Annotated in this window: 13 protein-coding genes; 8 read left to right on the top strand and 5 right to left on the bottom strand. The window is 56.0% G+C overall.

The window, feature by feature from the left end; translation table 11 throughout:
* Positions 1-9: 9 nt before the first annotated feature.
* A complete protein-coding gene (locus HUN04_22100; GenBank protein WDP92267.1) occupies positions 10-507 on the top strand; it encodes a periplasmic heavy metal sensor in 498 nt (165 codons plus the stop codon).
* A gap of 82 nt (positions 508-589) precedes the next feature.
* Here HUN04_22100 and HUN04_22095 read toward each other — a convergent pair whose 3' ends face one another.
* On the bottom strand, positions 590-1,396 hold the full coding sequence (locus tag HUN04_22095; GenBank protein WDP92266.1) for a fumarylacetoacetate hydrolase family protein: 807 nt from the start codon (positions 1,394-1,396) through the stop codon (positions 590-592).
* Positions 1,397-1,459: 63 nt separating this feature from the next.
* On the opposite strand from HUN04_22095, the gene HUN04_22090 reads away from it, so the two are divergent.
* The 6 genes from HUN04_22090 (at position 1,460) to HUN04_22065 (ending at position 10,031) form a co-directional block, all read left to right on the top strand.
* Positions 1,460-2,356, top strand: coding sequence for a rhomboid family intramembrane serine protease (locus HUN04_22090; GenBank protein WDP92265.1), 897 nt, complete (start codon positions 1,460-1,462; stop codon positions 2,354-2,356).
* A 205-nt stretch (positions 2,357-2,561) separates the two neighbouring features.
* On the top strand, positions 2,562-5,006 hold the full coding sequence (locus HUN04_22085) for an FAD-dependent oxidoreductase (GenBank protein ID WDP92264.1): 2,445 nt from the start codon (positions 2,562-2,564) through the stop codon (positions 5,004-5,006).
* A gap of 19 nt (positions 5,007-5,025) precedes the next feature.
* The gene (locus tag HUN04_22080) at positions 5,026-6,237 is read left to right on the top strand and encodes a (Fe-S)-binding protein (GenBank protein WDP92263.1); all 1,212 of its coding nucleotides are present in this window, start codon (positions 5,026-5,028) and stop codon (positions 6,235-6,237) included.
* Between the two features lie 69 nt (positions 6,238-6,306).
* On the top strand, positions 6,307-6,897 hold the full coding sequence (locus tag HUN04_22075) for a hypothetical protein (protein WDP92262.1): 591 nt from the start codon (positions 6,307-6,309) through the stop codon (positions 6,895-6,897).
* Between the two features lie 251 nt (positions 6,898-7,148).
* Positions 7,149-9,575, top strand: coding sequence for a hypothetical protein (locus tag HUN04_22070; GenBank protein ID WDP92261.1), 2,427 nt, complete (start codon positions 7,149-7,151; stop codon positions 9,573-9,575).
* 90 nt (positions 9,576-9,665) lie between these two features.
* Positions 9,666-10,031 carry a hypothetical protein gene (locus tag HUN04_22065; GenBank protein WDP92260.1) on the top strand — a complete coding sequence of 122 codons (366 nt, stop codon included), beginning with the start codon at positions 9,666-9,668 and terminating at the stop codon, positions 10,029-10,031.
* 29 nt (positions 10,032-10,060) lie between these two features.
* On the opposite strand, the gene HUN04_22060 is transcribed toward HUN04_22065, so the two are convergent.
* From HUN04_22060 to HUN04_22045, 4 genes are all read right to left on the bottom strand, one after another.
* Positions 10,061-10,645: a hypothetical protein gene (locus HUN04_22060; protein WDP92259.1), complete on the bottom strand. Its 585-nt coding sequence runs from the start codon at positions 10,643-10,645 to the stop codon at positions 10,061-10,063.
* A gap of 96 nt (positions 10,646-10,741) precedes the next feature.
* On the bottom strand, positions 10,742-10,936 hold the full coding sequence (locus HUN04_22055) for a hypothetical protein (protein ID WDP92258.1): 195 nt from the start codon (positions 10,934-10,936) through the stop codon (positions 10,742-10,744).
* Positions 10,937-11,240: 304 nt separating this feature from the next.
* Positions 11,241-12,092, bottom strand: coding sequence for a diaminopimelate epimerase (locus HUN04_22050; GenBank protein ID WDP92257.1), 852 nt, complete (start codon positions 12,090-12,092; stop codon positions 11,241-11,243).
* Positions 12,093-12,110: 18 nt separating this feature from the next.
* Entirely contained in the window at positions 12,111-13,241 is a 1,131-nt protein-coding gene (locus tag HUN04_22045) for a ribonuclease D (GenBank protein ID WDP92256.1), read from the bottom strand.
* 102 nt (positions 13,242-13,343) lie between these two features.
* Here HUN04_22045 and thrS point away from each other — a divergent pair, with 102 nt between their 5' ends.
* Positions 13,344-15,257, top strand: coding sequence for a threonine--tRNA ligase (gene thrS, locus HUN04_22040; protein WDP92255.1), 1,914 nt, complete (start codon positions 13,344-13,346; stop codon positions 15,255-15,257).
* The last annotated feature ends 12 nt before the right edge of the window (positions 15,258-15,269 follow it).

The following is a 15,269-nucleotide window of genomic DNA, read 5'->3' as shown; positions in this document are numbered from 1 at the left end:
GACCTTATTATGAAAAAATCACTCATCACCTTAACGGCACTGCTTATTGTGGGACTGATGGCATCTTCCGCCTTTGCCTGGGGGCACGGACAGGGCAGACGGGGCGGATGCGGAGGCGAGGGCCGGGCCGTCTACAACAACCTGACCCCGGAACAGCAGACCCAGCTTCGGGAACTGCGCCAGCAATTTGTGGACGAGACCTATGAGACCCGTTCGGCCATGATGACCAAGCACCAGGAACTGCGCATGCTCATGGAAACCTCCAGTCCGGACAAGGCCAAGCTCCAGGGCCTTTCAGATGAAATCCTGGGACTGAAAAAAGTCCTGGCGGACAAGCGCATTGATTTTTCACTCAAAGCCAAGGACATCGCCCCCGAACTCAACTTCATGGCCTTTGGCGGCCGCCACCACGGCCGGGGCGGCTTCGGGGGCAAGGGCGACGGCAACCGCAGGGGAGGCGACGGCCCCTGCAACTGGGGAGCGGACTGTCCCAAGGCTGTCCAATAACCCATCCCTATACCCCGCACCACCACAAGTCACTTCGCCCCCCCGGGAAACCTTCCGGGGGGGCATATTCTTTTTCAGGGCCTTATTCCTCGGCCGCCACCCCGTTTTCCAAAATCCCGATGCCTTCAATCTCCACCTCGACCCGGTCCCCGGGCACAAGGTAAACCGGCGGTTTCCGGATGAATCCCACCCCCTCCGGGGTGCCGGTGAGAATCAGGGTGCCGGGCAAAAGCGTGCAGGACTGGGAGAGATAAGAAATAATCTCGGCCACTGAAAACACCATATCCCCGGTATTGCTCTTCTGCATGGTCTCGCCGTTGACCCGGGATTCAATTGCCAGGCCCTGGGGATTGCCGATTTCATCCGGGGTCACCAGTTCCGGCCCGCAGGGGCAGAAGGTATCAAAACTCTTTCCCTTTACCCACTGGCCGCCCCCTGCATGCGTCTGCCACCGCCGGGCCGAGACATCATTGGCACAGGTGTATCCCAGGACATAATCCAGCGCCTCTTCCTCGGTGAGATTTTTGGCCGCTTTTTTAATGACCACCCCAAGCTCGGCCTCAAAATCCGTCTCAGGGACATGGGCACAGCAGCCTGGGATGACAATGGGTTCCCTGTGGCCCACGACCGCGCCCGGGTTCTTCATAAATACCGCCGGGTATTTCGGCAGTTCCAGGCCGGTTTCCTTTGCATGACGCCTGTAATTGAGGCCGATACAGATGATGGCCGCAGGATCCGTAACCGGCAATATCCGCCCCACCTTTTCGCGGCGCCCGGTTTCTTTGAATCCAGATCGCCCGTCACCGGCCACAATGGACGCAGTCTCCCCGTCCCAGTCCGTGCCAAGCGCAACCCGCCCGTCTCCGTCAATAAACCGTATGATTCTCATGATCCACTACTCCTTTGATGGCTTTTCTTGCTTTTCCTCTCTTTTACTTTTATACCATGAAAAATGAAATCTATTTTTAAAGGCAGAAACCGTAAACGGGCGGATATTATCATGCTGATCCTGGCTTCCCAATCCATCTCAGCCACCCTGGAAAAACAGGGTGACGGGACCTGGGAAATCCGGGTAGCGGCCCCTGAAGCCCCAAGGGCCCTTAAACAGATCAGCGCATACGACCGGGAAAACCGCCCTCTGTTCAGGGAGCTTCAAAAGCTGCATCCCTCAACCTTTTCCGCCCCTGCAATCTTCTGCCTCATTGCCTTTTTGGGACTGATCCATTTTCTCTGCACCACCACCGGATACCACGACCGGGCTGTTTTTGCCTTGGGTGCCTCCCCCTATTTTCTGGAGCAGGGAGAAACATTCCGGGCCGTCACCGCCCTGTTCATGCACAGCGACACCCGCCACCTCATGGGAAATATGGCCGGCTTCATTGTACTGGGCAGCCCCCTGGTCCGGCTGACAGGAACGGGACCGGGCCTGTTCTTGCTGCTTTGCGCCGGGACCACGGGCAACCTCATTTCCGCAGGCCTGGGCCAGGGCCTGAGGCTTTCCATCGGGGCCTCCACCGCGGTGATGGGCGCAGCCGGCCTCCTTGCCGCAGGCCGGATGCTCTCCCCTTCCCGCAGACACATGTTTTCACCGCCGGCAGCCGTTCCCACCCTCTCGGCCCTCGCCCCCCTGGCGGCGGCCGCCACCCTGGTGGCCATGTTCAGCCACGGAGAACAAACCGATGTCTCCGCCCATTTGTTCGGGTTCCTTTCAGGGGTGATCATAGGCCTGGGGGCCCTTCCCCTGCTAAAGGTCTGTGAGGGCCCGGCAATGGAAAGAATCTGTCTGGCCCTGACCCTGGGAATTGTCCTGGCAGCGGCATTCCAGGGCGTTAACCAGGGGTTCAATTAACGGCATTCCCATATTTTCAATAAATTTTAAATCCCTTTTGATTCCTGCGGGATTGTGCTAAGAATTTTAATTATTCACCTAGGAAAAAGCGACATTTGCCACTGAGCCAGCCGATTTTCCTTGCCCTGCCCTATCTGCTCACGCTTTTTCGCGATCTTAACTATTTGTATTACCAACCCCAACGATCAGTATTTGGAGGACATCTATGAATGAAACTTCCCCCGGCATCCTGATACTCGGCGGTGGTGTCACGGGCATGGCAGCCGCCCTGGCCCTGAAGGACCAGGAATTCGCGGTGCACCTGGTTGAAAAACAGGACCGGCTGGGCGGCAATGCCGCCGGCTGGGCCTGCATGGCCACCGATACCTGCCAGAACTGCGGGGCCTGCCTGGCCCAGGAAATGGCAGACCAGGTCCGGCAAAGCCAAACCATCTCAGTCCACCTCAACACGGAACTCACCGGCCTGGACCGCACTGAACATGGGCTTGCGGCCACCCTCTCATCGGGGACCACCCTGACCGCTGCCAGGGCCGTCATGGCTACAGGCTTCTCCCCCTTTGACCCGGCACAGCTCCCCTCCTACCACGTCGGGGAATACGAAAAGGTGATCACCACGGCCCGGCTGAACCGGCTGATGAAAGAGGACCGGCTGGCCCAGGTGACGGGCAGCGCCCCGAAAATCGCCTTTCTCCAGTGCGTGGGATCCAGGGACCGGAAAAAAAACAGGGATTACTGCTCCCAGGTCTGCTGCAAGATATCCATGCGCCATGCCCAGAAAATTCGCCACCTTTTGCCGGAAGCGGACATCAGTCTCTTTTACATGGATCTCCAGGTTCTGGGCAAGGAAACCCGAACCATGGCCGATAACCTGGCCGGAGATATCCGCCTGGTGCAGGGAGTGCCAGCCGAAATCCTTGAAGACCGGGAAACAGGCCGGTTGACCATGGTGACCGAAGATCCGGCCACCTCCTCCAGGCAGTCCGCCGCCTTTGACCTCATCGTCCTTTCAGTGGGTCTGGTGCCGGCCCCGGAGACGGCAGCCCTCTCCTCCATCCTGGGTCTTTCGCCCAACCCCTGGGGTTTTTTTAATACCACGGAGGCCACCCGGACCAAAGAGGTCATTATCGCCGGCTGCGCCAAAGGCCCCCAGAATATTACCGCCTCTATCCAGGAGGGACGGATGGCGGCAGCAGAAATTATCCGGGACCTGAAAACGCCATCCCGGGATAAACGGATCGCCGTCATCGGCGGCGGCCCCCAGGCCCGGGCCGTGGCCGCTGCAACAATGGGCCAGGGCTACTCCACCTGCCTTTTCGGAAAAATCGACAGCCCGCCCCCCGGCGTTGAAGCCCTGGAAGAAGCAAAAATCATGGCCATTGACGGAACAGCGGGCCGTTTTTCCATATTTTACCAGTCAGGGGATACCAAGGACACGCTGTCCTGCAGTGCCATCATCGCCGCGGTTCCGCCCGAAGGGCGCAACCGTGCCAGGGAAACCGCCGGCGCTGTCTCCCTGGCCGCATTCACCGGTTTTGCCCCCCAAGAACGGCCGGACAACAGCCTGATCCTTCTGGACTATTACGGCCCGGAATCCAAGGCCGGAGCCAGGGCGGCCCTGCTCACGGCAATTGAAACCCAGGCCGCGGGAAAGAATGTGGACATCCTCATGAACAAAATGCTGGTCCACGGACCGGAAGGCCAGCAGGTTTATGATCGGGCACGAAGCATGGGAATCAATTTTCTCAGGTACGAGTCCCCGTCGGACCTCATCATTGAAACCGGGGATAAGGGCCTTGAAATTTCATTGAAAGAGGCCACCCTGCCGGGCATGGACCTCACCCTCACTCCCGAAACCCTGGTGGTGCCGGACACCCCCGTACCGGCTGCCGGATTCCCGGAACTGGCCCTGAGCCTCAGGCTGGGCCTGGATTGTGAAGGCTTTCTCCAGGAGGGCAATGTCAGACACCGCCCCGTACAAAGCCCGAGAAGGGGAATTTATTTTGCCGGCTCCGGCCATGACGACATTGATGGCGATGACCTGAAACTGGAAACCCGGACCATACTGGCGGACCTGGAGATCCAATCCGTTCCCGGGCCCGGAAAGGCCAAGGAAAGGCTCTCCATCAATACAAATATTTGCGCCAGCTGCCTGACCTGTTACCGGGTCTGCCCCCACAATGCCATCATCATCAATGAAAAGGAACAGCCCCAGATTATTGGGGAGGCCTGCTTTGAATGCCATGCCTGCCTGTCCAACTGCCCGGCCGGGGCCATTTCGTCCCAGGGACAGGAAAATGACGATTTGGCGGCAGGCGCCCAAAAAGGCCGCACCCTGGTCTTTGCCTGTGAGCGGTCTGCCGCATTGGCGGCCGCCAATGACCTGCCGCCCGGGATAGACCTTGTGGCCGTTCCCTGCGCCTGCCGGGTGAGTACGGATATGATTCTCAAGGCATTGGTCCGGGGGGTGGACCGGGTGGTGGTGAGCGGGTGCCACGAGGGCAACTGCCGGTCAATGGACGGCACCGCCATTGCCCGGAGAAGCGTGGCCCAGGTATCGGCATTTCCCGGTATCGACCAGGGAAAAGTCTCTTTCAGATCCGTGGCCGCCAATGAACCTGCCGCATTTATCAAAGCCGTATCCAGGGGCTGATCAAAGGGAGGATGAACCGATGACGAAACTGAATATGAACAAAGAATCCCAACTGGCCCGGTTTATGGATGAAATGATTCCGGGCGGCAATATCGCCGAATGCCTGACCTGCGGCGCCTGCAATTCGCGGTGCACCTGGTTTGACGGCCAGGGCGGGCCCATGCCCCGTCAGATGGTCCGAATGGCTGCCCTGGGGCTGGATGAGCAGCTGATTCAAAGCGGGATGCTCTGGGACTGCCTGGTCTGCAACCGCTGCACCGAAGTCTGCCCCATGGGGATTAAAATGGATGTGGTGGTCCGCAAGGCCAGGAGCCTGGCCGAGGACCGGATTCCCCAGGATATCCGCACCGGCATCAAAAAACGGCTGGAACTGGGGGATGTCAACGGCCTGACCCAGGAAGAGTTTGTGGAAACCGTTGAATGGGTATCCGAGGAATTTGTGGATGAAGTAAACGATGAAACCGCTGAAATCCCCCATGACAGGGCAGGGTCAAAATTTCTCTACCTGCCCAACCCCAGGGAACTGGGCATCAACCTGCTCCACCTCACGGCCATGGCCAAGCTTTTTTATGCCACCGGCGAAACCTGGACCATGTCCTCCTTCCATACCGACGTGACCAATTGGGGGTATTTTGTGGGCAAGTCCGATGTGGCAGAAAAAATCGCCCTGATGGTGGTGGAACCGGCTGAGGAACTGGGCATTGAAACCCTGATCCTCAGCGAATGCGGCCACGCCTATCACGTGCTCAAATACCTGCTGCCCGACATCATCGGCAGGCAACCCAATTTCTCGGTCATGAGCATCCCCGAACTGGCGCTGGCCTATGCCCAAAAAGGGATATTGAAGTTCGATCCCTCGGTCCACCCCTATAAAATCGCCTACCACGACCCCTGCAACATCGCCAGGAAATCCGGGGGATACGAGGCGCCAAGAAAACTGCTTGCCCTCTGCTGCGAAGGTGTGGTAGAGCTGACGCCCAACCGGGAGGACGGGATCTGCTGCGGCGGAGGCGGCGGCATACTCCAGGATTCCACCTCCACGAAAAAACGGATGATAACGGGCAAACCCAAAGCCGACCAGATGAAGGCCACGGGCCTATCCCACATGGCCACGGCCTGTCTCTCATGCCACCGGCAGCTGGGTGAATTGTCCAATCACTTTAAACTGGAGATGAAGGTGGATACCGTTGCCTCCCTGGCCTCGGAATCCCTGGTCCTTCCCTCCCAATAACCGGTAACCGAGCGTCTTTATAGATTAAAAGGGGCTGCCCGCTGCACGGGCGGCCCCGTTATTTTTGCCATGACCATTCTCATTGTCCCGGATATATTCGGCCGGACCCCGGCCCTGAACAGATTATCCGCCCGGCTGGCGGACAGGATGCCCCGGCCTGAAATCACCATCATTGACCCCTACGGAGACGGGCTGTTTTTCCGAAAGGAAGACCAGGCCTATGAACATTTTTCCACCCGCCTGGGCATCCCGGCCTACAGCCAAATGGTAAGAAACCGCCTTGAACGGCTTGCCCCCCCTGCCCTGGTCCTGGGCTTCAGCGCAGGGGCCGCCGCCATCTGGCATATGTCCGGCCAGGGACCCTGCCCGGGCGTTTCCCGGGGCATCGGTTTTTACGGGTCCCAGATCCGGCACCACCCCGATATCAGGCCACAATTTCCCATCCACCTGGTATTTCCCAAATCGGAATCCCATTTTAATGTGAATGAACTCATGGACAAACTGGACGGCCGGCCCGGGGTGACCGTGGAACAGGCGGCCGGCGGACACGGATTCATGAACGAATACTCCCGCCGGTTTGACCCCGGACTTTATGAATTTTTCATCCGGCAGCTACCCGCGGACCTGTCCCTACCCCAGACGTTAAAATCTTCTCCTTGACAAAGGCAAAGCGCCTATTTTATTAAATGTCATTCTACCCCTCCCATGTTCTTCCAATTCACGATTTTCGGGAGGGAAAGCATGCCCGGCATTATCCCGTGAAAAGCCGGTATGCCGAAGTAAACCAAGTGTATCGTTGTATTAAAGCCGTTTCACTAAAAACCGGCTGCTGATCCTTATCCTGATCTGCTTCTGATGCTTCTGAACGAATTCCGCCGATGGATCCCCAGCCATCAAATCAAGGAGGAAAGATGAAAAGAAAGGGTGTTTTCCGGCGTTGTACATGGCGTCAATGGTTCATTTTCGTAATGGTTTTCTTATTGTTCATTACCGGGGCGGCCGATGCCGGCATTCGCCATAACAAAAACAATAAACAGGTAAAATGGTGGCAGGTCACCCCTGAAGAGGAAGTGCCGTCCAAATTCTATGACTCCATCCTCTATTCTGAAATTGCCCCGAAACTCAGGGAAATCCAGAAAAACAGCCATAAACGGATCCGTGTCAAGATCATGGGCCAGTCCGCCGGCGGACGCAATCTATTTTTGGTCACCATTGCCGCCCCGGGTGAGGAAGGCCGGTTCGGCCATTATAAGAAGCTGAGAAAACTGATGCTTCGCGACCCGGAAAAAGCCCTTAGGAAAATCGACCAGTTCGAAGATTTCAAGGTGCCGGTTTTCATCAACGGAAGCATTCACGGGGATGAATATCCCGGTACGGACGCCTGCATCCGCCTCATTGAAAAACTGGCCTATGAAGACAGCCCTGAAGTTCAGGCCATTCTGGATAATGTAATCCTGTTGATCAATGTGGTGCAGAACCCCGACGGCCGGGTGCTCGGCACCCGGCAGAACGCAAACAAGATAGACATCAACCGGGATTTCATTACCCAGTCCCAGCCTGAAACCCTGGCCACTGTAAAAGTGATAAAGGATTGGAATCCGATGGTGTTTTTAGATCTCCACGGATTTGTAAGCCCCATGCTCATAGAGCCATGCACCCCGCCCCATAACCCCAACTATGAATATGACCTTTATTTGAAATGGGCCCTGGACCTGGCCCATGCCATGGAAAACGAACTGTATGAACAAACCGATGAAACAAATGTCATTATCCCCTATCTCGACTGGCCCGACGGATGGGACGACTGGTCCCCCATCTATGCTGCCATGTACCCCATGCTCCACGGCGCTTACGGCCACACCCTGGAGACCCCCCACGAAGATGAACGAGGAGTGGACGCCCATTTTGCAGTGGTCTGGGGCGCATTAAATTTCGTGGTTGAAAATAAAAAAGCCATGGTCAAAGACCAGATTGAGGTATACCGACGGGGCGCCCTGGATCTGCCCCAGGTGCTGATCCCGGAATACCTTCTGAGCCATACGGACTGGGAGCAATATAATGAAATGACTCTCAAGGAGTTCCCCGAAGCCTACTTGATCCCGGCCCGGGCGCCCTACCAGAAAAACCCTGGACAGACGACCGAATTTATCGATTTCCTGATCGCCAACGGTGTGGAGGTGGAAAAAGCCATGCGGTGGTTCAGGGCCAATGAGGGATGGTATCCTCCGGGTACCTACGTGGTCCGAATGGACCAGCCCAAACGCTCCCTGGCCAACACCATACTTGAGGACGGCATGGATGTATCCGGGATAGAGGGCCTGACATTCTATTCCCCACCGGCCGCCTGGAGCCTCCCCCTGCTCTGGGGAATTTCAAGGGATGTTCTTACAGAGGACCTCTCTGTCCCCACGGTTCCAGTATCCAAAGCAAGGCAGCCCCTAAGCTGCTTTGACTTCCGCTGGGGAAGGGCCTTTGCCGTTGTGCCCGATACCGCCCAGGCCTTTAAGGCCCTCAACGACCGTCTCAATGAAGGCCGCATGTTCTACAGGGCCGGAGAACCCTTCACGGACCGGGGCCGGGACTTTGGTGCAGGCACCATTGTATTCCCCCAGGATTTCTGGCTGGCCTGGCAACTGAAAAAGGAAGCCGGGGTGACGGTTTATTCTTTGAGAAACATGCCTGAGGTTCTTACTCCCATGACACCTCGAAAAATCGCTGTATATGGGGAACCGGGCATCACCGTCAATCTCTCCCATATGGGTTTTGACTGTGACAACATTTCCGGCGATGAACTTGCTGACGGCGGGCTGTCAGGATATGATGTGCTGGTGTTCGGCAATGACCGCTGGTGGGCCTGGAGCTTAAACAGTGCTGCCATTGCCGCCATAACGGGATTCATCAACGGCGGCAATGATTTTATTGCCATGGGTGGCGGCGGAAATTCCTTTACCCAGGCCCAGGGAATCCTGGGCGTGACCGTGGAATCCGCAACGGGAAACGGTATCGTCAATATTGATATAGACACGGACCATGCACTTGGGGCCGGATTTGAAACCGATGAATATGCATTTGTATACGACCCATGCTGGTATTCAAGCCTGGCGGAAGGGATAGAAGTGGCGGCCCGCTATAATTCGGAATCACTCTTTGTTTCGGGATACTGGCCGGGCTGGGAAACAAGCACGGCCGCCGGCATGCCAGCCATGGTTTTTTCGGAAAATCCGGACAACCCGGATCAGGATATCGTGCTCATGGGGTTTGACCCGGGATTCCGGGCCCATCCCAAACAGACGGTAAAACTGATCGGCAATGCCATTTTCAGCGGCCTGGACAATTAATCCTTAACCTTTAAACCATCTTCCCATTTCCCGGCCCGTTCCAAAGCCGGGAAATGGGGAAGCAAAGATTACAGAAACAAAGAGGACACCATGACCATTTTTAAATCCATATATCCGGCAATAATTATAGCCGTTCTTCTGGCGCCCCCCCTATGGAGCGCCGCGGAACTTCCACCGGAATTCGGCTCAAAGATTCCCGTATACGACACGGCTGAACCCGTTGACACAAGGTACACCCGGGAAGGGGTCACCGTCCAATTTTCAACAAAAGAGAATTTTAATGCGGTCCGCGGCTTTTACGCTGAACATCTCCAGGTTACCGGCTGGCGGGTCCTGGAGCGATCCGCCGGTAAGCCGCTTATTGCCGTGAATAAAAAATGCCGCCTCACCCTAAAGGAAACGCCGGAATCCCCCGGATTCATCATTGACCTGGCCTATCCGGAAGGTCGTGAGTAGATGGTCAGGGGCGACGAACTTTAGGCAATTCAGAAATCAAATGATATTTTTAGCATGGCCCGGGAAACTCCGCCGTCCGAGGAGAGTCCCAGGCTGGTTCTTCCGCCCATGAGCCGGTTCACGGGGCGGCTTGAAATTTCGCAATCCAACTCCTGGTCCAGAACATCGAATTTAAGGGCGATATTTGCCGGCCGGAATCCCGAGGAAAACGAAAGGGCCGGGGTCATGTCCGGGCCGAGCCCCCCCGAAAACACAAATTCACCGGATTTCTCTTTTTTCCTGTCGGTTCCGTTTTTCCGGGCAGCGCCTGGATTCTCCGTTTTTGAAAATGATTTCCTGAACTCAAATGAATACCGCTTTATGATCCCCTCCCGAATCCGGTCCACCCGTTTCCAGATGCGGGTTTTCTCGAGCAGATCTGCGGCAGCGGATATGGCCGCCTGTTTCGCCTTTTGGGCCATGGCGGCGTCTTGCTCCGGTGTCAATTCATATACGGGATTGAAGGGGGCCATGCCGGTTTCCTGGGCGGCGGCATAAACGGAGAAAAGTATTGCCCACATTGAAATGATCACGGCCGTCCCGGCGATTTTTGATGTTCTGGTTAAGGAGTTCATGACACCCTCCTTTATTTCCTGGGGACGGCCGGGTCTGAATCCGAATCAGGGACCGCCCCTGTTTTGGTGTTCAGCAACCATTGTTTCTTCCATTTTTCAATTGAGTTTTACCTTTCTGGTCAAGCGCGGGTTAATATCCATATTATAAACAGTTTCCCCCTGAGGCACAATATTTTTGCCGGGATTCAGGGCATCCAACGATAAAGATAAACCGAAAAAAAAGAAGAGGGAATTGGCGCTTCCTTTTGAGGATTTACCCCTGCCGCAGCCCCCAGCTAAACGTGAACCCATTATCAGATTTCCAAAGCAACCCGGGCAGTTGCATATGGATAATTGGGTCAAACCCGGAGCGGCTTTTGAGGTGCAGACGGCCATACCCTGAAGGGCAGAAACTGGACGGCAAAAGGGCGGTCCGAAGGCCTCGGGGCGGCCCAGGGCGGGCCGCGCAAATAAAGGGTTTTCTCCCCGCACAAGACCTATGCTGTGGCATCCAAGCCTTCCTCGCGCCCATTTAAATCCTGTCCAGTCCTAGATTATTTTCTGAATTCTATTCCATGCGGGCGAAGGGAGGTTTCCCTATATTTAAACCGTATATTTAAACCAAGGTCCGCCCTTCAAAAGCCAGGCAGGCCGGGCCGGTTTTGAAAATGTGGTTGGTCTCTTCGTCCCAGCGGATATCCAGATCCCCGCCGTCCAGGTGGATCACTGCCCGGCGGCCGGTACGGCCGGTGAGATGGGCCGCCACCAGGGAGGCGCAGGCACCGGTGCCGCAGGCCAAGGTTATGCCGGCCCCCCGTTCCCATACCTTCATTTTCACTTCGGATTCGGAAATCACCTGGATGAATTCCACATTGGTTTTTTCCGGAAACCGGTCATGGAGTTCCACGGCCCGTCCGGATGTCTTTACATTGACCTGGTCCAGGTCATCCACAAAGGTAACGGCATGGGGGTTGCCCATGGAGACACAGGTGACCTTAAGGGTATCATGTTCCGTTTCCACGGCCTCTTCCACGGCCCGGTCCTTTTCGCAGATAAAGGGAATCTTTTCAGGCCGGAGTTCGGGTGCGCCCATGTCCACACATACCGAGACCACCCTGCCCGCCTCGTCCAGCGCCACTTTGGGTACTACGGTGCCGGCCAGGGTCTGAACTTGCATCTCTTCTTTGACCAATATCCCTTTTTCATAGAGGAATTTGGCAAAGCACCGCATGCCGTTGCCGCACATCTCCGGCTCTGTACCGTCGGAATTGATGATGACAAAACGGATATCATGGGTGTCGGATTTTTTGGCCAGGATGATCCCGTCCCCGCCGATGCCGAAATGGCGGTCGCAGAGTTTTACCGCCAGGTCCGAATATGAGATATAGCCGGCAATGGCCCCCTCTCTGTCGTCCAGCATGATGAAATCATTGCCCAAACCTTCCATTTTCCAGAATTCCAGTTCCATATTTTCACTCCCTAATGGTTAAGCACAGCGGCTCAAGGTGGTAAGAATATCATCCCCCAGGACATTGACCTGCCAATTCCGCATGGATTCGATCTCTGCCAGGGCGGCCTTGTCGGCCGGGCCGTCAAAGGCAATGGCGGAAATCAGGCTGTTGTTGATGAGGAACCCCGGTTCCATGCCGATCTCCTCCGAGGCCTTTTCCCGCATTTTTTTGAGCATGTCGATGCGTTTGAGCACTTTGGGGGTCTTCCGGGGCATCCGGGTTCTCGGATAGGAGGGCAGCTCCCTGTGGGGGAGGTTCAAGGCGGTGTTAATGGCATCCACACAGTATTTTCCGTACATGCCCGCCTGTTTTTTGCTCAGGGCCCGGATGGAGAGAATGGCATCCACGGACCGGGGGCGCTCCTGGGCCATGGCCATGATGGACTGGTTGGACATGATCTTGAAAAAGGGCAGGTCCTTTTTCCTGGCCATCTCCAGCCGCACCTGGAGCAGGTGCTCCAATACGGCCAGGGTCCGGTTGTCCAGCTTGCCCGCCCCTTTGAACCGCTTGAACAGCGGCGGCTGGTGATTGAGTTCATACTTCACCTTTGCCTGGAGTTCAAACTCTTCCCGGGCCCATGAAAGGCGGCCGATCTCTTCAAGCTCTGCTTTCAGGCGGTCATGCAGCTCTTTTAAATGGGCCACGTCTCCCACGGAATAGGCCACCATCTCTTCCTCGAGGGGGCGTTTGGCCCAATTGGCCTTCTGGTATTTTTTTTCCAGGTGGATACCAAAATAGGATTCCATCAGGGCGCCCAGCCCCCGCTCTTTTATATTTAAAAACCGGCAGGCGATTTCCGTATCAAAAAGATTTTGGATCTCCACTGAAAGTTCCCTGTCCAGGCTTCTGACATCAAAGTCGGACCCGTGGAAAACCTTAATGATGTCCGGATTCTCAAGAATCCTTCCAAAGGATGAAAAATCGGAAACCTCGAAGGGGTCCACCAGCCAGGCCTGCCCGCCGGCAGCAATCTGGATCAGGCAGATCTTTTCCGTAAAGCTGTGCATGGAGTCGGCCTCCAGGTCCACACAGATAATTTTCTCCCGGCCCAGGTCCTCACAGACCGCGGCCAATTCTTCATCCCTTGTTATAAACTTATAATCCACTTAGTTTTCCCTTGATTGTTTAGAGCACATCTTTTAAAATTCCTTTTTTATATTTAAATGCTGTGAATTACAATGGTTAATAAATAACGGGAAAATAAAATAATGACGCAAATCACATTTCCGGATAATGCCGTAAAAGAATTTGATACGCCCCCCACTGGACTGGAGGTGGCCAAAAGCATTTCCGAAGGCTTTGCCAGAAACTGCGTGGCCATGAAGATAGACGGGCAGCTTATGGACCTGAGCCGGGTCATTGAAAACGACGCCGCCATCGCCTTTATCACGGCCAGGGACGACGAGGGCCTGGATATCCTGCGCCACTCCTCTGCCCATGTCATGGCTGAAGCCGTCCTCAACCTCTATCCCGATGCCAAACTCACCATCGGGCCTGTGGTGGAAGACGGGTTCTACTACGACATCGACATGCCTCCCCTCTCCGAAGACGAACTGGAAAAGATCGAGGCGGAGATGAAAAAAATCATCAAGGCCAAGGCCGGGTTCGAGCGGCGTGTGGTCTCAAGGGAGGAAGCCCTGGAACTCTTCAAGGACAATCCTTTCAAGGTGGAATTGATCAAGGAGCTGCCCGAGGGCGAGGATATCTCCCTGTACAAAAACGGCCAGTTTGTGGATCTCTGCCGCGGTCCCCACATCCCCAACACCGGGATGATCAAAGGGGTGAAGCTGCTGAAAATCTCCGGGGCCTACTGGCGGGCTGACCAGAGCCGGGAACAGCTCCAGCGCCTCTACGGCATCTCCTTTTTCGACAAGAAAAAGCTTAACCAATACCTGCATATGATCGAAGAGGCCAAAAAACGGGACCACAGGAAACTGGGCACCCGCCTGGACCTCTACTCCTTCCACGATGAAGCGGCGGGAATGCCCTTTTTCCATGCCAAGGGCATTGAAATGTGGAACGCCCTGCTGGACTATTGGCGGGTGGAGCACAAGGCCGACGGTTACGTGGAAACCAAGACCCCGGTCATGCTCAACCGCCAGCTCTGGGAAAAGAGCGGCCACTGGGAAAACTACCGGGAAAACATGTACACCTCTGTCATTGACGACGAAGAATACGCCATCAAGCCCATGAACTGCCCCGGCGGCATGATCCTCTACAAAACAAAAGCGTACTCTTACAAGGACCTGCCGGTGCGTGCCGGTGAAATCGGACTGGTCCACCGCCACGAGCTTTCCGGCGCCCTCTCCGGCCTGTTCCGGGTCCGGGCCTTCCACCAGGATGATGCCCATATCTTCATGACCCCGGACCAGATCGGTGAAGAGGTCCTGGGCGTACTGAGACTGGCGGAACGGGTCTACGCCCGGTTCGGCCTGACCTTCAGCCTGGAGCTCTCCACCCGGCCTGAAAAATCCATCGGCACCGATGAACTCTGGGAAGAGGCCACCAACGGCCTGAAGGCCGCCCTGGAAGACTACGGCCAGGACTATGTCATCAACGAGGGTGACGGCGCCTTCTACGGCCCCAAAATAGATATCCACATCAAGGACGCCCTGGGACGGACCTGGCAGTGCGGAACGGTTCAGCTGGACATGGCCCTGCCCGAACGCTTCGACCTCACCTATAAGGGCTCGGACAATGAAAAGCATCGCCCCATCATGATCCACCGGGTGATCTACGGATCCATGGAGCGGTTCTTCGGCATCCTGGTGGAGCATTTTGCCGGACGCTTCCCCCTCTGGCTGGCCCCGGTTCAGGCCATTCTCCTGCCCATCAACCAGGACCTGGCGCCCTATGCCCAGGAGGTCAAACACCTGCTTGAGGTCCACAATATCCGGTGCGAGGTGGACCAGCGCAGCGAAACCCTGAAAAAGAAAATCCGGGAAGCCCAGCTCAACTACATCCCCCTGATCATCACCATCGGGGACAAGGAGAAAGAAGACAAGGTCCTCTCGGTCCGCACCCTGGACGGCAAGGTCAAAATGGGCATGACCCACAAGGATTTCCTGATGACCGTGTCCAAACACATTAAAGACAGGGCCCTGGAAGACATTGTCCTCTAACCGGACAATCCC

Origin of the sequence: Desulfobacter sp. (genome assembly GCA_028768525.1) — a bacterium.
Taxonomy (GTDB): domain Bacteria; phylum Desulfobacterota; class Desulfobacteria; order Desulfobacterales; family Desulfobacteraceae; genus Desulfobacter.
Note: the sequence above shows the minus strand (reverse complement) of the source record. Positions and strands in the feature narration are given on the sequence as shown.